General features: G+C 46.3%; 16 protein-coding genes. 3 read left to right on the plus strand and 13 right to left on the minus strand.

From position 1 onward, the window contains the following. Nucleotides 1-204 precede the first annotated feature (204 nt). From MHH25_RS18715 to MHH25_RS18760, 10 genes are all read right to left on the minus strand, one after another. A complete protein-coding gene (locus MHH25_RS18715; RefSeq protein ID WP_340017787.1) occupies nt 205-2,055 on the minus strand; it encodes an ABC transporter ATP-binding protein in 1,851 nt (616 codons plus the stop codon). Next, nucleotides 2,052-3,824 carry an ABC transporter ATP-binding protein gene (locus MHH25_RS18720; RefSeq protein ID WP_036613268.1) on the minus strand — a complete coding sequence of 591 codons (1,773 nt, stop codon included), beginning with the start codon at nt 3,822-3,824 and terminating at the stop codon, nt 2,052-2,054. Before MHH25_RS18720 ends, MHH25_RS18715 begins: the two co-directional genes overlap by 4 nt. A gap of 324 nt (nt 3,825-4,148) precedes the next feature. Beyond that, nucleotides 4,149-6,143, minus strand: a complete 1,995-nt coding sequence (locus tag MHH25_RS18725) for a dynamin family protein (protein WP_340017788.1) — start codon at nt 6,141-6,143, stop codon at nt 4,149-4,151. Between the two features lie 51 nt (nt 6,144-6,194). After that, nucleotides 6,195-7,835 (minus strand): dynamin family protein, encoded by a 1,641-nt coding sequence (locus MHH25_RS18730; RefSeq protein WP_340017789.1) that lies wholly within the window; start codon nt 7,833-7,835, stop codon nt 6,195-6,197. A gap of 308 nt (nt 7,836-8,143) precedes the next feature. Then, nucleotides 8,144-8,416 carry a hypothetical protein gene (locus tag MHH25_RS18735; RefSeq protein WP_017687779.1) on the minus strand — a complete coding sequence of 91 codons (273 nt, stop codon included), beginning with the start codon at nt 8,414-8,416 and terminating at the stop codon, nt 8,144-8,146. 23 nt (nt 8,417-8,439) lie between these two features. Continuing rightward, nucleotides 8,440-9,135 (minus strand): endonuclease III, encoded by a 696-nt coding sequence (gene nth / locus MHH25_RS18740; protein WP_340017790.1) that lies wholly within the window; start codon nt 9,133-9,135, stop codon nt 8,440-8,442. Nucleotides 9,136-9,298: 163 nt separating this feature from the next. After that, nucleotides 9,299-12,037: an S-layer homology domain-containing protein gene (locus MHH25_RS18745; protein ID WP_340017791.1), complete on the minus strand. Its 2,739-nt coding sequence runs from the start codon at nt 12,035-12,037 to the stop codon at nt 9,299-9,301. A gap of 72 nt (nt 12,038-12,109) precedes the next feature. Then, a complete protein-coding gene (locus MHH25_RS18750; RefSeq protein WP_074095599.1) occupies nt 12,110-12,787 on the minus strand; it encodes a GerMN domain-containing protein in 678 nt (225 codons plus the stop codon). A 35-nt stretch (nt 12,788-12,822) separates the two neighbouring features. After that, nucleotides 12,823-14,232 carry an N-acetylmuramoyl-L-alanine amidase family protein gene (locus MHH25_RS18755; protein ID WP_076250034.1) on the minus strand — a complete coding sequence of 470 codons (1,410 nt, stop codon included), beginning with the start codon at nt 14,230-14,232 and terminating at the stop codon, nt 12,823-12,825. Between the two features lie 258 nt (nt 14,233-14,490). Further along, nucleotides 14,491-15,897 (minus strand): N-acetylmuramoyl-L-alanine amidase family protein, encoded by a 1,407-nt coding sequence (locus MHH25_RS18760; protein WP_340017792.1) that lies wholly within the window; start codon nt 15,895-15,897, stop codon nt 14,491-14,493. Nucleotides 15,898-16,173: 276 nt separating this feature from the next. On the opposite strand from MHH25_RS18760, the gene MHH25_RS18765 reads away from it, so the two are divergent. The 3 genes from MHH25_RS18765 to MHH25_RS18775 are packed head-to-tail and all read left to right on the plus strand — an operon-like array spanning nt 16,174 to nt 19,454. Continuing rightward, entirely contained in the window at nt 16,174-16,848 is a 675-nt protein-coding gene (locus tag MHH25_RS18765; protein ID WP_036607568.1) for a response regulator transcription factor, read from the plus strand. Next, nucleotides 16,833-17,930: a HAMP domain-containing sensor histidine kinase gene (locus MHH25_RS18770; RefSeq protein ID WP_340017794.1), complete on the plus strand. Its 1,098-nt coding sequence runs from the start codon at nt 16,833-16,835 to the stop codon at nt 17,928-17,930. Before MHH25_RS18765 ends, MHH25_RS18770 begins: the two co-directional genes overlap by 16 nt. Before the next feature lie 51 nt (nt 17,931-17,981). Continuing rightward, nucleotides 17,982-19,454, plus strand: a complete 1,473-nt coding sequence (locus MHH25_RS18775; RefSeq protein ID WP_340017795.1) for a serine hydrolase domain-containing protein — start codon at nt 17,982-17,984, stop codon at nt 19,452-19,454. Between the two features lie 197 nt (nt 19,455-19,651). On the opposite strand, the gene leuD is transcribed toward MHH25_RS18775, so the two are convergent. The 3 genes from leuD to MHH25_RS18790 form a co-directional block, all read right to left on the minus strand. Then, nucleotides 19,652-20,254, minus strand: coding sequence for a 3-isopropylmalate dehydratase small subunit (gene leuD, locus MHH25_RS18780; protein WP_036607574.1), 603 nt, complete (start codon nt 20,252-20,254; stop codon nt 19,652-19,654). 31 nt (nt 20,255-20,285) lie between these two features. Beyond that, nucleotides 20,286-21,707, minus strand: coding sequence for a 3-isopropylmalate dehydratase large subunit (gene leuC, locus MHH25_RS18785; RefSeq protein ID WP_074095602.1), 1,422 nt, complete (start codon nt 21,705-21,707; stop codon nt 20,286-20,288). Between the two features lie 369 nt (nt 21,708-22,076). Beyond that, entirely contained in the window at nt 22,077-23,534 is a 1,458-nt protein-coding gene (locus MHH25_RS18790) for a glycoside hydrolase family 1 protein (RefSeq protein WP_340017796.1), read from the minus strand. Between the last annotated feature and the right edge of the window lie 29 nt (nt 23,535-23,563).

A 23,563-nucleotide genomic window follows, 5' to 3' on the forward strand; every position in this document is an offset into this window, starting at 1 on the left:
CCCTCCAGCCATGAACGATTGTATTGATTTCATTCTTCAAAAATATAACATACCACACTAACGAATAAAAAAAACACTCCGGCTATCCTCTAAGCTGTCTTCAATGAATAAGATGCACTTATTATTGAAGGATCAGGCTAAAAAACACCAGAGTGTTATAAGTTCATATGTGTTCAGACGCTTAACGGGCGTCCGAAGGTTTCATCACAAAAATCTGTATTGAGCTTCAATTAAACCATTATACACGCCTTGTTTTTGGATCAGCTGCTCATGGTTGCCCTCTTCTTTAATTTCACCATGATCCAGGACGATAATGTTATCTGCATTCCGGATGGTTGAGAGACGGTGAGCGACCATAAAGGACGTTCTTCCCTGCAACAGCACCTTCAACGCTTCCTGGATTTTAAGCTCTGTCTCCGTATCAATACTGGCTGTAGCTTCATCCAGAATCAGTATGCGTGGATCAGCAAGCAACGCACGGGCAAAGGATAACAGTTGTCGCTGTCCCATGGATAATACGTTCCCGCGTTCCTCTACTTCGGTATCGTATCCGCCAGGCAGCTTCATGATGAACTCATGTGCATTGACTGCTTTGGCTGCATCCTCCACCTCTTCATTCGTTGCATCCAGTCGTCCAAATCGAATATTGTCACGAATCGTACCCGAGAAGATGAAGGTATCCTGTAATACAATGCTGATCTGGCTGCGTAAACTCTCTACTGTTACATCCCGCACATCCTGTCCGTCAATGGTGAGACGTCCGCCGGATATATCATAGAAACGACTGATCAGATTGATGATCGTACTTTTACCCGAGCCCGTATGACCAACAAGTGCAATCGATTGTCCCGCAGCCGCTGAGAAGCTGATTCCTTTCAGCGCCTGTCTGCCCTTCTCGTATTCGAACACCACATTTTCGAATGCGATATCTCCTTTAATAAAAGGAAGTGGCTTGGCACCTGGTTTATCCGCAATACTTGGTTTTTCATCCATGAATTCGAAGATACGCTCCGATGACGCCATTGCAACCAGCAACTGATTGTACATCTGTCCCAGACGGTTGATTGGGTCCCAGAAGTTGCCGACATAGTTGGCAAAGGCAACAAGTAATCCCACGGTTAACTGGTCATGTTGAATCAGGTAAGCACCAAACCAGAAAAGGATTAATGTACCGAATCCACCGGTAATCTCAATCAGCGGTCCAAAGCCCTGGTTCATCGCTGATGCTCTATCCCATGACTTTTTGCTAGACAGATTCATGTTGTCAAAGTATTTCATGTTCTCTTTTTCCTGTGTGTAAGCCTGAGTCACTCGAATCCCTTGAATGGATTCATTCAAGTGGGAGTTAATCCGAGAGTTCTTCATGCGCACATCCTGCCAAGCCCGACGGATCAGCACCCGCAGTTTGGTCGAGATGATAAACATGATTGGCACCGTAATGATCACGGCAAGACCCAGTTTCCAGTTAATCAACAGCAAGATCACAATGATCCCGAGCAACTGTACGCAGTCGATCATGACGTTAACTGCACCATTCGTGAATAGATCCTGAAGGGAGTTAATATCATTCGTAACACGTACCAGTACGGAACCTGCCGGTCTTTTGTCAAAAAAGTTAAAGGACAGCTTCTGGATATGCTTGAACAGATCCGAGCGAAGGTCATAAATAACACGCTGTCCAATAATGTTTGTCAATTTGATCCGGTACGTATTGGCAGCCCACTGGATGAGATACAACACAAATATGGAGCCTGCGATAAGATAAAGCATGGTCATGCTTGGCAACCCCGTTGCCGGTGCGATGGCCCGGTCAATTGCCAGACTGATCAGAAAAGGTACGGACAATTTTGTAATGGTGCCCAAAATCATCATTAGAATAACGAGTGGTAACAGTTGTTTCGCATAAGGTTTCATGTATGCAAATAAACGTCCGAACTCTTTCCAGTTAAACGGTTTTTCAATAATTTCATCATCCTGATACACAAATCGTTCATTCAGTTTCTTCTCAGAGGCCACTTTTGCCTCGCGCCTGTCTGCTATCGTTTCGGCACTCATGAATTCACCTGCTCCCCAGCCTCCCGCTTACCGCGGGCAATATAATCTGCATATTGAATTTTATAAACATCCTGGTATGGTCCAGGCACTTCAATGAGTTCGGTATGTTTGCCACGTTGTACCACGCGACCTTCATCGAGCACCAGAATCTCATCTGCATGTCGTAGTGAAGATATCCGGTGTGCAATAATAAATGTCGTTCTGCCGCGCATAACTTCCTGGAAACCGGACTGAATCTCGTGTTCTGTCTCCATGTCCACGGCGCTGGTTGCATCATCAAGTACCAGAATTTTTGGATTTTTCAGCAAAGCCCTTGCAATCGCAATCCGCTGTTTCTGTCCACCCGATAAACCCATACCGCGCTCACCAACCACCGTGTCATATCCGTCCGGGAACTCCATAATGAAGTCATGAGCCTTGGCCAGCTTGGCTGCACGGATGATCTCATCCATGGTGACGTTCTTAAGCCCGTAGGAAATATTATTACGAATGCTGGATGAGAACAGGAATGTTTCCTGGAAAACAGAAGCGATCTGACTCCGCAAACTGCGGATGCCTATGTCTTTAATGTTTTTGCCATCCAGCTTGATCGTTCCTGAGTTCACGTTATAGGCACGCATCAGAAGCTGAATGATGGTCGATTTACCTGACCCTGTTCCCCCGAGGAAACCGATTACAGAACCGGGTGCAGCGTCAAAATTAATATCGGTTACTGCTGGCATTTTGTTGCCGTAGGCAAAGGTAACGGATTCAAATGTCACATGGCCGTTCACCTGGTCTGCCTCAACAATGACTGGATCTTGCGTTTCTTCCACATCCACTGGCGTATTCAGCAGCTCGAGCACCCGTTCACCTGAAGCTTTGGATTGCGTATAGTTGTTGATATGGAACCCAAGGTTCCACATTGGACCGATTATGTACCAGATCAAACTGAAAAAGGCAACGAGTTCACCGAGTGTCAGCGTCTTCTGTATAACCATTCTTCCACCGATCACCAGCAACAGCACGATACTCACCGAAGCAAGAATCTCCATGATCGGAAAATAGCGACTCCACAATGTTGCGGCATGAATCTGATTTGTTTTGTAACGCTCATTACGTATGGAGAATTTCTCCACTTCATAAGGCTCACGTGCAAAGGATTTTACCGTACGTACGCCAGTAATATTCTCCTGTACCGCTGTTGTCAGTGAACTGAGCGCCAGCCGCATCTCCTGAAACGCAGGGTGAATTTTGGATTCGAATCTCAGCGCAACGAAGGCAAGTAATGGGATGCATATGAGCGTGAACAGCGTAAGCTGCCAACTCATGGTCATCATCATGATTGCGCCAAATACGACCATGAAAACCATGTTAAGAATCTGGGCGAAACCAAATCCGATAAAGTTACGGATGGCTTCCAAATCTCCCGTGAGGCGGGACATCAGATCACCTGTCTTGGCCGTATCATAATAACGGAAGGATAAAAATTGAAGCTTTTCGTAACATGCATTACGAAGTCTGTACGCCAGGAAGTTACCCAAGCGTCCTCCAAAAAAGCCATGTAAAAACTGCATTCCCGCTTTCAAAATAACTACACCTAACACAGTCAAGGCAATTATGGGAACGTCTTCAAAAGTTCGCGGAACAATGATGTCATCAATCAGTATCCTCAGCATGTACGGATACACCAACCCAAGTGCGGTCGCTAAGGCGAGGAACAAGATTGATACAAATAAATACGTTCGCTTTTCCCAAAAAAAGGTTTGCAGTTGCCTAAGAACATCCATGTTTCTCCTCCTCTTATGTCGTTCAAAAATACTATGAACATTTATGAAGTTTATCACCGTACCCCATTCGCGGCAAAGCGAATAACAGACCATATTCTGCCTGCTTTCAGCTTATTGACGCATTAACGAAGGTAAATACCCACCTTTCAATCAAATGTTTGAATATTCTCTTTATTTCAGGTTGTTCGTACCAAAAAAAGGCTCCCTATATGCCTTTTCGGCAGGGGCCCTTTTGGGTTGATTTTCGCAACATTTTCAATGTGTTGCTGTATCATTCATTTTGTTTTACAAAGACTTCCAGAGAATACGCGTTATGCCGTGATTTTAACTGCGTTCAATCTGTTCCAGTTGGTTAGACAAGCTGGTCCATTGCTCCGCCGGAATTCCGCTCTCCAGTGTATCTTGAATTCCACTTACCGCCTCGTCCAGACGTTCTTCCAACTGACGGGATTGGTGTTGCAAGGATTGACAAATCTGGTTGTCATAAAACTGAATCAGTTTGTCTTGCGCAGCAGGAAGAACTTCAATGATCATCTGTTTGAGGACAGGATCAAGTGCCTCCTGTAATCGCTGACGTCCATCTCCTTCGAAGAACTGTTTCGGATTGCGGAAATAATTCAAATAGCTTTTCCATCCAGACGGTTCTTCCAGACGAACTTCTTCAAGCACAGGTGTACTCCAGCGTTCGTTCAGTGGCAGTGACACATCCACGCCCCCTGATAACTGCCTCACCTCATCTATACATTCCGTAACTTGCTTCATCAGCCAGGTCTGACCCGCCTGTTCAAGTCTGAGGGTGGTAGCAAGCAGTTCCTGCTCCAGTTCAATGGCAATCATGCGTAACAGTTCACGTCCACAGGCTGCAAAAGCCATCTTCAGATTGCCCCGATCCTCCCGAAGTACGGATGGATGGAATGCTTCTGCCATGAATAAACCAAGGCGATAGGCAAGCCGCTGCCGCACATGGAAGAGTAATTCTGCTGTTTCCTGTGACAGTTCTTCCTTCATGGATCTTGCTGCAAGTTGCTGTATGCGCTGACGTGACTGTCCCTGAATAGTCCCTAGTTCATCCCGCCGCTGCTGCAATACTTCTTCACCCTGAGCCGCATCCTCTGCACGATTCTTCAGCCGCTGAATCACACGTGCCATCTCTTCGGAAGCTCCACCTACAGCAAGATCGGCTAATTCTCTGCCTGCAAATTGGTTGAACTCTTCCTCAAAACGGTTAAAACCAGATTGCTCAAGCAGCTTCGAATCCCCTTCCATCTTGCCTTCCATCGCCAGTATGCTGGATACCGGGAAGAGTCGTGGTGCCCGAATTCCATTACTGCGCAGTTGGGTACTCACATGATCGAGAACCTGCTCCAGTTCTTCCTCAGAGGAAGACAAGTCACTGGCATTCACAACAAAGAACATCTGATCCATGGCAGAACTATCTTTAACACGTCCCAACTGATTTAGGAACTGTCGATCTCCTTGTGAGAAAGCATGGTTGTAATACGTTACAAAAATGAGTGCATCCGCATTCTTCATATAATTGAAGGTTACACCCGTATGACGAGCATTCACGGAGTCCGCTCCTGGTGTGTCTACCAGTACAATGCCTTGTTCAGTCACATCGCAACTGTAATAGAGATCGATACTGTCTACAAAACAGGACTTCTTCTCGTTTGCGACAAAGTTACGATAACCGTCCAGATCCACCAGCACATCCTGACCTAACTGGTCCGCTGTTTCTTCCCAGCCGGCTGCCGCTGCCTGCAAAAAGCTGTAATGCGGGCGCCCCGCCGGATGCACATCCTGTGGCGAGAGGGAACGTACTCGCTTCTGCCACTCCGCTCCAGGCTCACCCAGTCCGAGCAATCGGAAGGAATAGCCGAGGTCTTCCTGGAAGGCTTCCCGGGTCTTCATCCGGACCCGGGCTGTTCCATGCTCCGCGCCCCCGGCAGGAGCCATGATTCGGTTAATCGCCGCTGTTGTTGGATGCGGCGAGACGGGTAGTACAGCTTCACCCAGCAACGCGTTGGCGAAGGAGGATTTGCCGGCGCTGAATGCTCCGAACAGCGCCAAAGTGAACGTGCCGCCCGCAAGCGAAGCCGCGCGTGCACGCAGATCCCGTACCGCCGACCCCATGGCGGGGTACGGCTCCACCAGCGCAGCAGCGGCTTCGAGTCGTGCCGCTGCTGCGTCCAGGCGTCGGCGGCGTTCAGCGCCAGCCGCCGCCGATGGCCCAGGCACCGCCGCTGCGACTGCGCGCTGCGCCGCATGGTGCCTCTGACGTCTGTGGCTGCGCAGCCACAGACGTTGACGTGCCCGCATGCGAACCGGGAGCTTCGCCCGGTTCAGGCACCGCGGGCACGTGCGGGCCCTTCACCTCCGGCAATAGCCCGGAGGGGAGGGGGCCCGCATGGGGTAGCAGGCTGCGCAGCCCTGCTGCCTCTGCGGCGGCGCTGCGCTGGAGCGCCGTGCGCGCGCCGCCGCCGCGGATTGCGCCAGCAGCGCTGCGCGGCTGGCGTCCAGCGCCTGGAGCGCGGCTTCGCCTCGCGCTGCCAGCGCTTCCAGCATGCGGTCGGCCAGCATCATGGCCGACCTGCGATAGCGAGCCTCAATCTCGCCCCGCACATCTTTACTAAACTGAATCACATACTCTGGAGATACCTCTGCACTGGCACTGCGTTTCATCTCCAATAGTGCTTCATCTACAGCAGGCAGCTCCGTATTAAGCGACTGCTCCCAATCCGCTCCCCATAGCTGATGGGATTCACCCAGCTGTCTAAGCATTGTACGAATATGTACCTCAACTTGTCCGGAAGCCTGATCCTGCAACAACCGCACCAGTTCAGAAGCACGACGTTGTTTCTCCTGCTCGGTTTTGCCACCTGAGAACAATAAGCCTACCCTGAAACCTGGTTTGCGGCTCTCCAAATAGGCAGCAGCAGACGCACGAATATCCGCAGGAGTAAGATTTGCATTTGCCAGAAGAGGTTCAAGCTCTGCCCGGAATTTCTCACGCACTCGCGAAGGCCCGGTACGAATGTCTGTTGCTTGTTGATCAAGAAGCTCCAGCTCTCGTTCCAAGCGTTCAATTCCTTCCTTGCCACCAATCTCATCCAGCAGGGAATTCTCTTCGTCTTCACGTTTCTCGGCTTCTCTCGTCAAGTGTTGCTCCGTTACATGACTGGCCGAACTTGCCAAACTGTGCGTAATTAACGCTTCCTTCTCTTGCATCATGTGTCCAATGAGTTCCGGAAGCACATCCCACTGGTTGTAGCGATGCTGCTTGTCGCGGAGGGAAGTAAACAACAGTCCGTCATATCTGACTTCCCAGGCCGCAAATATAGCTTCGACACCTTCGGTATATTGGTCAAAAGAGAGCTCACGCTCCCGATGCTTGTCGATCTGGTTCACGATCAAAAACAACGGTTTGCCCCAATCCGACAGACTCTTGGCAAATGAAAGGTTGGTCTCGGACTGGACATGGTTATAGTCCATGACATAGAACACCACATCCGCCAGATGGAGCGCTGAATGGGTTGCGAGACTATGTCCGCGATCTGTTGAATCCACACCTGGTGTATCCAGCAGGACAGCATCATCTTTCAGCAGAGGAATATCATCCCATACCTCAATTGAGCTATAAGCTCCACCATTTTTGCAATACGCCTCCAATTCCTCTGGAGAAACTTCAAGTGTTCCTGTTCCATTGTCAGCGCTTACGTTTGGAGTAGTATAAATAAGCGCTCTTGGCTTACCATTACGTATGGATACCACATTTGCACTTGTTGGCACGGGACTTGAAGGCAGCACCCGCTTACCGCATAAACTGTTGATGAGACTCGATTTGCCTGCAGAGAAATGACCACAGAACGCAATCGTCAGATGTTTCATTTCCGCCTTGCTGATTAAATCCGTTATAGCCTGTACAGCCGTATGGTCCCCTGTCTGCTCCATCGCTTCACGCAGCGGAAGCAGAGGTTTGGCCATTTCTTTTGGGTAATCTGTTCTGGACATGACTGGCCTTCCCCCTGGCTCCTCTAATTTGACATCCGTTTCGACGTCTATCTCTTTTACAACATTTATTTTAACATTATCAAGTTTGAATTTGAACGGTTGGAATTGAATATACATAAATGGACGTATAAGTTCTATAATCTAAAAAAAATAAAACCGAACAAGTCGGTTTTATCTGTAATACGTTTTATACTCGGTATTTAGCAAATGCTTACGCCAAGTGTCTGTTGCATGAATGCGATGCGATCATCTTAACCACAACGATCATCATGACATTAATACAACAGAACCAATAGTGTAATCACTTCTTATGAAACTGCGTTCTCCATGGAAGGCAGCAAGATTTCAAATACTTGTCCATGTTGCAGAATTGTAATGTCTCTGCCTTTGTCTCTCATAACAACAACTTCGGGTTTAACGGACATACGCTCCAGATAATGTTCAGGCACGTCGCCAGAGTGGCTTACTGTGATACCTTCTACTTCTTTTTCTTCATTTTCAGCCATTTCCTGTTCAACGATTTGTTCAAAGATATCGGAGAATGCCTCAAAATTGTCAGTGTACACGGAAATGCATTTCATGATTATTCATCCTTTTCTGCTCATTAATTTATTTTTCGTTTTCGGGTGGTGACACGTTCCTTATCTTTCCTGATTTGGGACGTTTTCATACGTTTTTTCCCTTCCCTGCATATGTCCAGCAATGGACAGATATGACACGCAGGGTTCTGTGCCTTGCAATGGTAGCGTCCAAAAAATATAAACCGGTGGTGAGTTAAAGTCCACTCGTCCCGGGGTACGCGCTTCATTAGTTTCTTTTCGACTTCAAGTACGGAGTCATCCCAACCTGCAAGCGCCAGCCGCTTGGATACACGTTCAACATGAGTATCTACCGCAATTGCCGGTACTCCAAACGCATTGGAAACAACTACATTCGCGGTTTTCCGCCCGACACCTGGTAGCGTCACAAGCTGATCATGTTCCTGCGGTACATCACCGCCATACTGCTCTATTAAAATTCGGCACATGTTCTGAATATGCTTGGCCTTGTTCCGGTACAAACCGATTCGCCGAATATCCTGTTCCAACTCTTCGAGAGAAACTGTCAGATAATCTGCTGGGCTTCTGTACTTCTGAAACAGATCTGCGGTTACCTTGTTCACCGTTTCATCGGTGCACTGGGCAGACAAAAGGACAGCTACCGTCAATTCAAATGCATTGCTGTGATTTAATTCGCAATGTGCATCAGGAAACATTGCTTCCATAGTTTCGAGTATATGTCTAACCGTCGCTGCATTCATGAAGAGCTACCTCCCACAAAATGACTCCACTCTGCGGAGCCTTACTTCGAAGCTTCATCCGAGTACATTGCGGGGACCTCAAAAAGCTTGCAAAAAAAACGTCTTGATGCGGGAAAGATCCCGTATCAAGACGGTCATTCTTTTGATCCTCGAAAAGAAACGATTACTGTTTTTGAATCTCCAGAATAACATTGTTCAGGAGATACAATACAATATTATCATTATCTCTGAGAGATTGCACGCTTAAAGTATTGTCACCCTGGTGAACAAATACACTTGATCCGAGTGCAAAACGATAGTTTGTGTCTGCTGTCGTTTCCCGTTTAACCAAAATCTGGTTACCAACGCCATCATAAGACCAGAATTGTTTGCTCATGACAGTTAGTACTCTGAAGCGTGTGGAATTATCCGTATCTTTTGTCATTTCCACACGATCTCCGACCGTAAGACTAGTCAGTGAAGTTAATGTGGAGCCAGATTTTACGACTTTAACCGAACCGCTAACAGGCACGGTTTCAGTCTGGCCGTTAAACTGTTTGAGCGTTACAGATGAAGCATCCACCGCTGTAACTTCAGCCAGCGTACGCTTCACGACTTGAACCGCTTTTGGCGCAGCTCCTTCAAACGTTACATTAATCAGGTTGCCTGCTGTCAGTTGTGAAGGCGTGATCGTCTGACCACTCTCTCCTGTCAGTACGGCTTGATCCACGTAGAACTGACTTGTCAACAGATCGGATTTTACTCGAATACGACTATTTGCTTCCAAGGCAACCACTTCGAATTGAGCCACAGTGTTCAGTGAAACCTTCTGCACTACATCCTGATTTGCTCCAAGCGTTACGGTCACTTTGTCACCAATCTTCAAATCTCCCAGACTTGCGCCCGATTTGTTATAGATCTCAACCGTAGGTAAGGTAGTATAAGGCACTGTAATCGTCTGATTACCAGACAACACACTGATTTTTCTGCCCGTTGTGTCAATGTTGCTGATCGTACCTTCATACTTGTAAATCACTTTAACGGACAACGCACGTGTTCCCACATAGGTCAGATCCAATTTGCGACCATCATTTAAAATCGACTCCAGACCAGCGAGTGTAGGTTTGGTCGTATTGTAGTCCAGTTTGGTTTTTTCGTCCAATGTAAATACAAACGGTTTTTTGTTGTTGTCCAGTACGGTAAGTACCTTTGTTTTGCTGTTGTAAGATACAACCGTTACTCCGTTCATAGGTTCCATTTGACGTCCAATCACCTGAATACGTGTTACCTGATCGTCAGAGTTCAATGACAACTCCACCTGATCCCCGTTCGTTGCATCCGTGATGAGATCATTTAGCGTCGCATCCTGAATACCATTAATAATAACTTCCGGCTTTTCAGTCAGCAGTTTCGCCTCAAGGGAACCCCCTTCACGTTTGAACGTTAACGTGGACTGGTTGCCACCGATCTCAACCAATGTTCCGCGCACAGATTGCTCCACACCTTGAGACAATGTGATAGTTTGCAAAACACTGTCCTTTACAGTGTATTTTACGGCACTGCCGGCTTTGAGATCAGCCACTGACATGATACGGTTTTGATATGTGATAAGCAGATTGTCATTGTATGCAAACTGCTCTGTAGCACCCGCTGCATTGACAAGTTTGATCGTTTTGCCAGAAGTGGATACTTCAGCAATTACGCCATTATCACTCTTGTTAACAATGCCGGATTTCACACGAATAGCAACTGTTTTTTTGTCAGTCGAGAACGTCTCACGCTGTACTTCGATGATGCTATCTGCCGTAATATCGGACAGTTTGATTGCATTACCATTCTGATCGATGAATGCAGTTGCCTCATCATAACTGTACGTTTCGTAATTCTCGCCCACAAAGATACCAATTTTATTACCAGACAATGAACGTGCAAATGTACCTTCAACACTTTCCACCTGCGGTGTAGCATCAACAACTTCCACATAGGAAGCCCCACCTGCAGAACCTACAACCATAACTTTTGTATACAGCTTCACATCTGTGGCGGAAGCACGAGTTTCACTGTCTTTCGTAAAGTAAGGCGTACTGCTGTTCACTGCGAAGTTAACGGCTTTGCCGTCCACAACCAGCGTGATCTGCCCATCTTTCAATCCTGTCACATAACCCGTGGATGTGTTCGGGTACGTTGTATCCGTTAACGATTCACCACGACTGAAGAAGGTAGCCAGTTGAGCACGGGTTACGGAACCAGTTGGATTGAATTTGTTGCCTTCAACACCTTTGGCCAGATCCAGGCTAACAGCCAGATTGACATAACCTTTACCACTTTCGGAAATACTTGCATTATCAGCAAATCCGGTAGATTGATTATTTTGTGCCTTCGCTTCAGCATCCTTGTCCAATGAACGGATTAACAATTTGGTAATCCATTCCCGTGAAGCCGGTTTTTGACCCCAGGAGGTCTTGGATACATCCACCGTTGATTCTTCCGTTTTGTCAATCAGTCCCAGTTGAAGTGCCAGCGCGACATATGGCTTGAAATAATTTCCCACTTCCATGTTTGTCGGTAATGCCGCAGCCGTGTCGGTATTCAACTGGCCCTCTTGATTCATAAAACGGATTGCCATCGTTACAGCTTCTTGCTGTGTTACCGCGTCTCCTGGACGGAACAGGCCGTTGTTACCGAGAAGAATACCTTGATATGCCAGTTTGTACACATGTTTCTCAGCCCAGTATCCGACCTTGATGTCACTGAACAAACCAGTTGGTGCAGCCGTATTTGTTATTGCAGCAGTCTGACCCTGCCCCGTTTCTGTTGATTCTGCTGCCATGGCAGCTCCGCCGGCGCCAAGGGCCATCATGCCTGCAAGCACGGCTGATACTACTTTTTTAGAGTGTGATGTATGGTTATATTTAAAAGTCACCTATGATTCCCCTCTCTCATGTAAAACGACCCATATTCCGTGGATTCACGGTACAACAGTATGCTGTACAGCCTATTCGGATCTTGTCATTGGATGTTCAAGATCCACATGGCCCATCAGACTCTCTGTCTGCTGACCATCCACCAGTAAATCAAGTGATTTTACTTCATCAAACTGGAAGAACGTTTGTTTTAGAGCATCCAGCGCATAAGACTCTCCACCTGCTCCAAGACGAGCCGTATCTGGCATATGAATATCCAGCGTAAGAGCTCCATCCTTGAACTGAACAGACTTCAATTCAATTTCTTTAGACCACAGCGGAACCAGTTTAGCGTCTTTGCTCTGTTGCAGTGATTCAAAGGCAGCTTTATATTTGGCATCATCCGATGCGTATGAAATCTCTGCCGAAGCTTTGTGTAACTCCAGTTCTTCTTCATCCGTATAGAATACAGTGATTGTTTTCTTTTCATTACTTTCGGAAGTTGCCGGCTTCTCCGTAGACGTTTCGCTTGGCGGAGTAGTTGTAGTCGCTTCCTCCGAACTGCCTTCCGTCGATTCTGTAGGCGTTGTATTCTCTTCAGGCTCAGCAGTTACCGGTTCAGTAATTGTTTCGCCTTCAACCTCGGTTACATTGTTTTCAGTTCCTGCGCCTTGCGTCTGATTCGGAGCAGCTGTTGGCTTGCTTCCACATCCAGCAGCAACTGCCATAACCGTGACCAGCAAGGCTGCAATCCATATTTTCTTGTTCATTCTAACTCCGCCTCCTCAACATAAGGGCTTGTCCCTTATTTAATTCCCAGATACTCCTTGATTCCTGCAACAATCCCTTTGGCAACGCTGTTCTGGAAACTCTCAGTGAACAGGGCTGCTTCGTCGCTCTTATTGCTAAGGAATCCACCTTCCAGCAGAACTGCTGGCATTGTCGTTTCACGGGTCACATGGAGACTTGCCGTTTTCACTCCACGATCTTTCAGTCCGGAAGACTGTAAAAGATACTTGTGCATCACTGTAGCAAGTGCTTTGCTGTTGGAGCGTGTATAGAATGTCTCTACACCGTTCGCAGCAGTAGGGCCACTGTTAGCATGAATGGAGATGAAAATATCCGCTTTTATGTCTTGTGCAATCTTCACACGTTCTTTCAATGCCAAAAATGTATCATCGCTGCGCGTTAACACAACGTCAATTTTGGATTCTTTTTTCAACAAGGCTTCCACTTTCAGAGCCATTGCCAGATTGAAGTCTTTTTCACGTTTACCAGTTACACCGATTGCCCCAGGATCCTGATCTCCGTGACCTGCATCGATAACGACAACTTTTTTGCCATTATTACCAACTGGAGGAGCAGGTGTACCACTTTGATTGTCGAGGTTAATCATGACCAGTCCAGAATCATTTTGCACACTGTACCCTTTTGAACTGGACAGATCGATTACAAAACGAATTGTAGATGGACTGTTGCTGTATAACGAGTAACGAATCTTAGACACGTCCGGATAGCCGCTAACGACGAGTTGTCCATTCTGGTTGCTGTCTAAAGCCTGTCCTTCACTGAACGAATCAGCAAATGCGGTATTCGGCAAGTCTATAACGATTCGATCTGGTCCTGTCATCGTGAAGACGTTCGGCTTCGTACTTCCGCTTGTTGCAATCATGAAGCGGTTGTCGCTGAAGCTGATGCCGTTCACCAGTACAAGACCTTCTTGATCCGATCCTCCGCCTTCATTGCCAGAGTTCGGGGGTGTGGTTGTCCCGTTTCCGGAACCTGAATTCTGGGTAACTAATGTTACCGTCTTCGTGGTATTGTTCCAACCCACCTTAAGACCCATTTCCTCACCAATAAATCGGAGAGGTACGAGCGTAGTACCATTTTTCACGAGTGGCGGGGCATCCAAGTTTACGTTACTGCCGTTCACCGTTGCCGTCTTCTGTCCAACAATCATCTGCATGGCAGTGTTGTCTTTGCTAATAGTCACTGTTTGCGTTTGCTGCTTCCACTCCACGCTATATCCAAGATTTTCGGACACAACCCGGATCGGAACCATCACCTTGCTGTTGATAATTTCCGCTTTTGTATCCGATGGCTGTACGATTTCTTTTCCGTCTAGGATAATTTTCGTGTCTGTTGCTGCGTGACTATAGCCCGGGAATACGAGCCCAAAGACAAATAACAGTACCAAAAAACCGAACTTCTTCATCCTTCACCCCTACCATTCTCATATTTTTTTGCCGCATGTTGTCATTTTCCAACTCCGACTGACCGCTTGGGCATTACCAGACACCTATTAGACGCCCCTCGCTCTCAAAAGTTGCGAATATATTCCAACATAACAGAAAAAAAACGTTGTCAGATCAAGCTTTTTTTACATTTTAATGTCTTCTTTTTTCCTTATTTATCAAATATACATCTCTAAACAACGTAATACCCTAACCTTCATATTTGCGCACAATTCAATTTACAGTCCCAAAAATTCAACAATTCCGTCCACAATCGCCTGTGCACATTTGTCCTGGTATTCTTCCGTGAGCATGACTGCTTCATCTGTAGGGTTACTTAAAAAACCAAGTTCAAGTAACACAGCAGGCATGGTTGTTTCACGCGTCACATGCAGACTAGCCGTTTTAACCCCACGATCCTTGAGTCCTGTTACCGGTAACACATATTTGTGAAGAGTGTCAGCCAAAGTTTTGCTTTCTTTACGACTGTAGAGCGTTTCAATGCCGTTTGGTACCGGTGTAGTGAATTTGTTTCCATGAATGGATACAAAAACATCTGCCTGATTCAATTCAGCAATATCCACACGCTGTTTGAGCGAAAGTTCTGTATCATCCTGGCGTGTAATGACCGTTTGAATATTTGGGTATTTTTGAAGGGTTTCCTGTACCTTCAGTCCTACAGCCAGATTGAAATCCTTCTCATAAGCTCCTGACAAACTCACTGCACCCGATTGACGACCACCATGTCCCGGATCAATGACCACAATCGTTTTGCCATCATTGGTAGGTAATGCCGGTTGGCTTGTCGGTTCTCCACTCGTGGCTGTCAGGTCAACGAGCAAGACATTGTTATCTCCAACAGACCATTTGGCTGTAGCCGTCTGATTCATATCCAGAACGACACGCACGGTAGAAGGCGATTTACTGAACATGGCATACCGAACTTTGGAAACTATGGATGAATCCGTAACGAGAATCTGTCCACTCCCATCCGGGTTAGAGGCTTGTCCCTGAATGAATTCCTCAGAAAATGTCGCTGAAGGCAGATCAACAATAATTCGGTCTGGCCCACCAATACTGGATACTTTGGGGCTAATATTACCGTTTGTTGCTACAATCAAGCGATCTCCGCTGAAGCTGATGCCTTGAAGCTCTGTCAAACCATCCGGGACAGGTGCCTCGACGGGGTCACTGTCACCTTCCGTTTCAACTACGGGAGGAATACTAAATAGGCTTACTGTCTTGGTTCCATTGTCCCAGCCAACACGCAGACCCATGCCTTCCCCAACAAAGCGTAACGGAACAAGCGTAGTTCCCTGTTTGATCAGTGGGGGCGAATCCAAGTTCACCACGTTTCCATTCACTGTAGCTGCATCTTTGCCAGCCGTCATTTGAATCATGCTGTTTCCTTTTTGAACCTGGACTGACTGAGTTTCCTTCTCCCACTTCACCTTATAGCCCAGGTTCTCGGAAACAATTCGAATTGGAACCATGACCGTTTTCCCGATATTCTCTGCAGGTGCACCCGTCTGCTGGTTAATGGTTACACCGTCGAGTACAATCGAGGGAGTGGTGTCTGCATGGGCCATGACTGGGAATAAACATAGGAACAGAAGAAAAACGACTGCTGCCGACCATTTTTTCATACCTCATCCACCATTCTTTTTGTCTTTTGAACATCCGACCTGATTCTCTGCAGCGTAACATCAATGACAATATGTAACCTTCCATAATCTACTAATCAGTTTATCAGATATTGTCTGATCATCCGGTTACAACGTTGTCATATTTAGTCGGAAACTGAGTGGCAAAAAGGTTACTTTCTCCATTCGTCCAGTTCCCAAAATCATATGGAAATTACATTTCTCATCCATTTTTGCTATGCTGAGTTCAAATACTTGAATACAGGAGACTGAGCCTTGATGCCTAAAATACTGATCGTGGACGATGAAGCAGATCTTCGAAAGCTACTGACTGATTATTTTGAAATTAACGGTTATTCCGTGATGACAGCCAAGGACAGCCGGGAAGCGCTGCGGAAAGTGGAAAAACAACCCGATCTTGTTTTGTTAGATATCAACATGCCTGAACAGAACGGCCTTCAATTATGTGAAAAAATTCGCGACTTTGTCTCTTGCCCGATCTTATTCTTAACGGCTCGAATCGAAGATGCTGATAAAATAGCAGGATTTCGTGCCGGAGGCGATGACTATATCCTGAAACCTTTCAGCATTCGCGAGTTGGGCGCCAGGGTCGAAGCACATATACGCAGGGAACAACGAATCCAAACTAAATCTTCGGTAAGGTTTAACAATGAATTGGTCATTGATTATACGGCCAGGGAGCTTTACTACCTGGATAAGCGAATTTCACTGCCCAAAAAAGAGTTTGATATTGTCGAATTGCTGTCCACGCATCCTGATATGGTGTTTGGAAAGGAACGCATATACGAAAAGATTTGGGGCATGGACGAGCAAGGTGACAGTAACGTCATCGCAGAGCATATCCGGCGAATTCGCTACAAATTAAAGGAATACGGCTGTGATAATCAAATCGAGACCGTTTGGGGAGTAGGGTACAAATGGCCAAGTTCATGACTAGACTCCTGTTTTTAAAGCGATTGTCCTTGCTACAATCTTTTATGCTGTTGTGTGTGGTCACACTCATTGCCGTGCTTGCCGTTATAACTTTGGAGTTTGCTTGGGCGGAGAACCTGCGGCTGCGTTTCGGAGAAACGGATTGGGTGATGCCCTCCCTCGTCACGGCGGTTCTGCTCACCGTAGCGACTGGTATTGTCACCATGGCCGTTCTATTTTACAGATGGAAGCTAAAACGTCCGCTGGAGCTATTAAAACGAGCATCCAAGAACATTTCGGCCAACGATCTAGACTTCAGCATTTCCTATGACAGCCAGGATGAGATGGGCGAGCTGATCGCGCTATTTGAAAACATGCGCTCACAATTGGAAAAAAACCTTAAGACACTTTGGCGTTCGGTTGAAGAGCGCAAGCAGATCAATGCTATTTTTGCCCATGATCTGAGAACACCCCTGTCCGTGTTAAAAGGAAACGCCGAGCTTCTCTCCACCTATCTTCCTGAGAAGAAGTTGTCGGAAGAAAAGGTGCTGGACTTGATCCATACTATGAACCTTCACATCTTGCGTCTGGAGAGTTATGCAGAGGCCATGAACTCCATTCAGAGGCTGGAGGATGTGCCGTTGAACTTCCAATCGATGGATACGATCTCATTGACGGCTTTGCTGGATGGCAGCGCTGAACAAATCGCGAAACAGTTCGGTATTCGTTTCGTCTCATCCGTGGAATATGATAATGCCTCAGTACATGTAGATCCCTATCTCGTCATGCAGATTTTCGAGAATATAGTGGCTAATGGGGCGAGATACGCAGCCAGTCAAGTGAACGTTCACTATGACGTTCAGGGAGGCATTATGAAGATTACCGTCTCAGAGGACGGTTCTGGTTTCTCTGAGGAAGCCCTGAGTAAGGCTATGCTCCCTTTTTACCGAGGCGAAGTATGGGATGCAAGCGAACATCGCGGGCTGGGCCTTTACGTTTGCAAGGTATTTTGCGAAAAACATGAAGGTAGTCTTCGGATTGCAAACGGTCCTAACGGAGGTGGAAGCGTCACGGCAAGTATTGGGACCCGAGTTGATAAATAGTTGAAAATGATCTGATAACATCTCCTTATCTTGAATTCAAGGAGTGTTATCATGCTAAAACTGAAAAAAAGAATGTATATCACATTTAGCTGCTTGTTGTTATGTACCGCGTGGGCGTCCCCCTTATCCGCCAATGAAGCCAGAGACAGGACAGAAGTGCTGCAGGAGATCGACGAATATATGAATCGGAGCATGAAGGCCAATTACATTAAGGCTGCTTCACTGGCGATTGCCAATAACGATGAGGTCTTTTACGCAAAAGGCTACGGGACATTGGCGGACGGCCAGAAGGTTACGGGCAACACCCCTTTTCCCATTGCTTCACTTAGCAAGTCCTTTACTGCATTGGCTGTTCTGCAGCTAGTGGACAAGAGTCAGATCGACTTGGATGCGACTTACGCTTCCTATTTTCCAGAGCTTTCTCCACAGGACCCCCACGTTCTTGATATCACGGTCCGTCATTTACTGAATCAGACAAGTGGTCTCAATGACAAGATTAATCCCGATATGACAAAGACTCCGCAATTCCAATCACTGGCTGAAGCGAACCAATTATTAAACACGGTTCAACTTGCCCATATCCCCGGAACAGCCTACAGCTATCATAATCCCAATTACGTGCTGCTGGCGAACCTCGTGGAAAATGTTAGTGGAGAGCGCTTTTCGGATTATCTGAAAAAACATATTTTTGAACCGTTAGGAATGAATCATACCTTCAGTGTCAATACAACGCAGCAATTCTATGAGAATAATACTATCCCTCTAGGACATTACCTGAGCTTGGGACGCGCTATAAGTCAATCCGAACCGCTTTGGTTCATTGAGGGCCCCGCCGGCATCGTTTCAACCGCAGAGGACATGTCCCTATGGATGCTTTCCCAATATAATGGCCGCCTCGTTTCCCCTGTGCTGATGAAACAATATCATGCCTCAGGAGCGATCGGTCCGTACGGCATGGGCTGGCTTGCAAACCAAGATGCGTCTAACGGCCAAACGATCTCCCACAGCGGCATTTTCTGGACCTACAAGTCCGAAGAACAGGTTTATTTGAACGAGCAAATGGGCATTGCCGTAATGTTTAATTCTGGTATAAACGCTTATGTGAATTACTCGGCATTTATTGATGGAATAGCGGATATTATGAGGGGGCAGGAACCCCAAACCTCTTTTGTAAACGGTCGGAATATGGAAATGATTATGATTGCGCTGATCATCGCTACGCTTGCATGGGGCATCTACGGCTATTTCCGCATACGTCGGAGCAACCAACGCCTAACGATCAGCAAATTGATTATGATCACGGTCGGTAGACTGATCCCGGTTCTAATTCTCTTATCTCTGTCCCCCTTGGTTACGTTTATCGGCGGAGGACGTGTGCTGCCTTGGTTTGGCATCTGGACTACGCTATCAACTCCAATCATATGGCTTATGGTATGGTCACTTGTGAATTTCGTGCATTTGGCTTGTTATATCTATGTCTATTTTCTGAATACAAAAAACGACCCATTGGAGCTACCTCAGTAATCGATTTTTAGGTTCTCTATTTAGTCGGCTGTTATTGTATCTGTTGAAGTATTCGGTCAAGAAAAATCAGGAGTTCTATGTATAGCTGACTTATTAAGCTAATTTACTTCTGAAACTACAAAAAGCTTCTGTCTCACCGATGGGAACAAGGTCCCTTGGGCGAGGCAGAAGCTTTTTGCTATGCGATACTTTAACGATTAACCGAACAGTTTTGCCGCGTGGCGTTGTTCATAAGCAGCGATTTCATCATCATGTTGAAGAGTCAGACCGATATCATCCAATCCTTGCAACAGGAATTGACGACGGTGCTCATCCAGATCAAAATCGATATGCAGTCCGTATGCATCAGTAATCGTTTTGTTTTCCAGATTTACATTCATCTCATAGCCTTCATGTGTCGCTGTACGTTGGAACAAGTCTTCAACTTGCTCTTCTGACAACTTGATTGGCAAGATTCCGTTCTTAAAGCAGTTATTATAGAAGATGTCTGCATAAGATGGAGCGATGACACAACGGAATCCATAGTCCAAAATCGCCCATGGCGCATGCTCACGGGATGATCCACAGCCAAAATTGGCGCGTGAGATCAGGATGGATGCCCCTTCATAACGAGGTTTGTTCATTTCGAAGGAAGCATTATTGTTGCCCTCTTCATCAAAACGCCATTCATAGAACAAAAATTGTCCAAATCCGGTACGTTCAATCCGTTTCAGGAACTGTTTCGGAATGATTGCGTCTGTATCTACATTGACCCGGTCTACCGGTGCAACGATGCCTTGTAATGTTTTGAATTCTTCCATATTAAACGTTCTCCCTTCTGTCTGTTATAGATTAGATCGCTGCTTCTGTTTTGAAATTCCAGTCCCGTACGTCCACAAAGTGGCCCTTAACCGCTGCTGCTGCTGCCATTGCCGGAGATACCAGATGCGTACGTCCTCCGCGTCCTTGGCGTCCTTCAAAGTTACGGTTGGACGTCGAAGCACAACGTTGACCTGGCTTCAATACATCCGGGTTCATTGCCAGACACATACTGCATCCCGCATCACGCCATTCAAATCCAGCTTCCGTAAAGATTTTATCCAAACCTTCTTGTTCAGCCTGAATTTTAACACGTCCTGAGCCTGGTACAACAATTGCTGTAACCTGACTGGATACCGTGTGACCTTTAGCCACTTGTGCTGCTGCACGCAGATCTTCGATCCGTCCATTGGTGCAAGAACCGATAAATACATAATCAATTGGAATCTCGGCGATTGGTGTTCCCGGTTCAAGTCCCATATATTCAAGCGCTTTTTCAGCCGCTTTACGTTCGTTTTCTGTAGGCAGTTCAGCCGGAACAGGAACTTTCGAAGAAATGTCGGTTCCCATGCCAGGGCTTGTTCCCCAAGTTACTTGCGGAATCAATGTCTCCACATCGATTTCAACCATATGGTCGAACTCGGCACCTTCATCGGTTACAAGCTGTTTCCAACCTGCTACAGCTTCGTCGAATTTGGCATCCGCTGGTACGTATTCACGTCCACGCAGATATTCAAATGTTGTTTCATCCGGAGCGATCAATCCTGCTCTTGCTCCACCTTCGATGGACATGTTGCAGACCGTCATACGCTCTTCCATGCTCAACTCACGGATGGATTCGCCTGTGTACTCAATAACATAACCTGTTGCAAAGTCTGTACCGTATTTGGCGATGACTGCGAGGATCATATCTTTCGCGGTTACACCCGGGTTACGTTTGCCGACAAAACGAACTTCCATCGTTTTGGCTTTTGCTTGTTGCAAACATTGAGTTGCCATAACATGCTCAACTTCACTTGTTCCGATTCCGAATGCCAGTGCGCCAAACGCACCGTGTGTGGACGTGTGACTGTCACCACATACAATCGTTTTACCCGGGTGAGTCAGACCCAGTTCAGGTCCCATAACGTGTACAACGCCTTGATCAATCGTGTCCAGATCATACAATTTCACGCCGAAATCACGGCAGTTTTGCGAAAGTGTATCAATTTGTTGTTTGGAGATAGGATCTGTAATGTTGAAACGGTCTTTCGTTGGAACGTTGTGGTCCATTGTTGCAAATGTCAGTTCAGGGCGACGAACTTTACGTCCGCTGAGACGAAGACCTTCAAATGCCTGTGGAGAAGTTACTTCGTGCACCAGATGCAGATCGATATACAGAATGCTTGGTTTGCCTTCTTCTTGATGAATTACGTGGTTTTCCCAAATTTTCTCAAACATCGTTTTTTTACTCATCATTTTCACCTCATTATAAGTTCGGTCCTTGGAAGAGCCTCTGTTTTCTTTAAAAAGTGAAGCTCTTGAATGACATAAATATATCACCCTGTCCTTCATTGTTCCAAGATATAATATCTATAGATGTAATAGGTTTAACCTATAATGAGAGAAAGACAAATAAACCACTGCTCGTCGCAGAGGTTTCAATTGATAACAATTATCATTATCAGATAAGTCTTATACTACGTTTCCGATGCTTCGCTGTCAATGCTTTTTATCTAGAACATAAAAAACAGCCCTGAATCCAGAGCTGCTTTGCTAGTTTCTGTTATGAAATGAAAATTATCATATCAACGCCTTTTATAGAGTACTTGTCCGACTACTGTATTACAAACCGTTATTCGCAATCACATCTTTGTACCAATAGAAACTCTTCTTGCGTTTTCTCTCCAGTGTTCCATTGCCGTCATTATCCTGATCTACATAAATAAAGCCATATCGTTTCTCCATCTCTGAAGAAGAATAACTAATCAGATCAATCACTCCCCAACTGGTATAGCCCAGCAGTTCAACACCGTCCAGAATCGCCTCATGCATCTGTTCAATGTGAGATCGGAAATAATCAATACGATAATCATCCTGAATGCTACCATCCGCTTCAATCGTGTCTACCGCCCCAATTCCATTTTCAACGATAAACAAAGGCACCTCGTAACGACTATACAGTTCATTCAGTGATATGCGCAGACCTACCGGGTCAATCTGCCAGCCCCAATCATTCGTTTGCAGATACGGGTTCTTCACCCCTCCAGTTGTATTGCCACTCACCTGCTCCAATCGGTCGCCATCCACACTTGATACCAGGGACATATAATAACTGAATGAGATAAAGTCCACAGTGTGTACTTTCAGAATCTCTTCATCCCCCTCAAGCATATCCAGGTTAATCCCTTTTTCGGCAAAAAATCTCTTCGTAAAGTACGGATACGCTCCACGCACCTGTACGTCCGTAAACATAAGATTGAATTGATTATCCCGGGAAGCAACGAGTACGTCTTCGGGATTACATGTATGAGCGTATGTTGTCAGTTTGGTAAGCATACATCCAATCTGGGAACCGGGAATGATCTCATGACAGTATTTCACTGCGAGCGCACTCGCTACAAATTGATGGTGCAACCCCTGATATACGGCCTGCTCCACATTTTCGAAACGCTCCGGCACAATACCACCACTCGTAAACGGATGACGAACAATGCTGTCAATTTCATTAAATGTAATCCAATACTTCACTTTGTCCTTATAACGGGTGAACACGGTTTTGCAAAAGTGAACAAAATACTCGACGACTTTCCGATCCGTCCATCCACCATGGTGATTCACCAGATACATCGGCATCTCATAATGCGACAACGTAATCAATGGTTCAATCCCTTGTTTCAGCATGCCATCAATAACGCGGTCATAGAACTGTAAACCGGCTTCATTCGGCTCTGTTTCGTTGCCATTCGGGAAAATTCGGGTCCAAGCAATAGATAAGCGCAACGTTTTGAGACCCATCTCCCCAAACAGGGCCAGATCCTCCTCATAGCGGTGGTAAAAATCAATGCCTCTGCGTTTCGGATATTCTCTGTCCGAGCTAGACTCCATCGCAGTTTTGATCTGTTCTTCATTGATCGCATTATGCTTTTTATACTCACTCTTGGCTACACCTTTTCGATAGATAGCAATGTCGGCTGTAGACAGACCTTTGCCATCCACATTCCACGCTCCTTCTGCCTGATTGGCAGCAATCGCTCCTCCCCATAGAAAATCTTCTGGAAACGTTCTTGTTGTATTGGTCATTGTGTATTCCTCCTTGGATTATCTCTGTA

The organism is Paenibacillus sp. FSL H3-0457 (assembly GCF_037981725.1).
Taxonomy (GTDB): Bacteria; Bacillota; Bacilli; order Paenibacillales; family Paenibacillaceae; genus Paenibacillus; species Paenibacillus amylolyticus.

What these genes read in the sequence shown, in the direction of transcription:
- MHH25_RS18715 (WP_340017787.1), bottom strand. Translation starts at nt 2,055, where the DNA reads ATGAGTGCCGAAACGATAGCAGACAGGCGCGAGGCAAAAGTGGCCTCT.
- MHH25_RS18720 (WP_036613268.1), bottom strand. Translation starts at nt 3,824, where the DNA reads ATGGATGTTCTTAGGCAACTGCAAACCTTTTTTTGGGAAAAGCGAACG.
- MHH25_RS18725 (WP_340017788.1), bottom strand. Translation starts at nt 6,143, where the DNA reads ATGCGGGCACGTCAACGTCTGTGGCTGCGCAGCCACAGACGTCAGAGG.
- MHH25_RS18730 (WP_340017789.1), bottom strand. Translation starts at nt 7,835, where the DNA reads ATGTCCAGAACAGATTACCCAAAAGAAATGGCCAAACCTCTGCTTCCG.
- MHH25_RS18735 (WP_017687779.1), bottom strand. Translation starts at nt 8,416, where the DNA reads ATGAAATGCATTTCCGTGTACACTGACAATTTTGAGGCATTCTCCGAT.
- nth (WP_340017790.1), bottom strand. Translation starts at nt 9,135, where the DNA reads ATGAATGCAGCGACGGTTAGACATATACTCGAAACTATGGAAGCAATG.
- MHH25_RS18750 (WP_074095599.1), bottom strand. Translation starts at nt 12,787, where the DNA reads ATGAACAAGAAAATATGGATTGCAGCCTTGCTGGTCACGGTTATGGCA.
- MHH25_RS18755 (WP_076250034.1), bottom strand. Translation starts at nt 14,232, where the DNA reads ATGAAGAAGTTCGGTTTTTTGGTACTGTTATTTGTCTTTGGGCTCGTA.
- MHH25_RS18760 (WP_340017792.1), bottom strand. Translation starts at nt 15,897, where the DNA reads ATGAAAAAATGGTCGGCAGCAGTCGTTTTTCTTCTGTTCCTATGTTTA.
- MHH25_RS18765 (WP_036607568.1), top strand. Translation starts at nt 16,174, where the DNA reads ATGCCTAAAATACTGATCGTGGACGATGAAGCAGATCTTCGAAAGCTA.
- MHH25_RS18770 (WP_340017794.1), top strand. Translation starts at nt 16,833, where the DNA reads ATGGCCAAGTTCATGACTAGACTCCTGTTTTTAAAGCGATTGTCCTTG.
- MHH25_RS18775 (WP_340017795.1), top strand. Translation starts at nt 17,982, where the DNA reads ATGCTAAAACTGAAAAAAAGAATGTATATCACATTTAGCTGCTTGTTG.
- leuD (WP_036607574.1), bottom strand. Translation starts at nt 20,254, where the DNA reads ATGGAAGAATTCAAAACATTACAAGGCATCGTTGCACCGGTAGACCGG.
- leuC (WP_074095602.1), bottom strand. Translation starts at nt 21,707, where the DNA reads ATGAGTAAAAAAACGATGTTTGAGAAAATTTGGGAAAACCACGTAATT.
- MHH25_RS18790 (WP_340017796.1), bottom strand. Translation starts at nt 23,534, where the DNA reads ATGACCAATACAACAAGAACGTTTCCAGAAGATTTTCTATGGGGAGGA.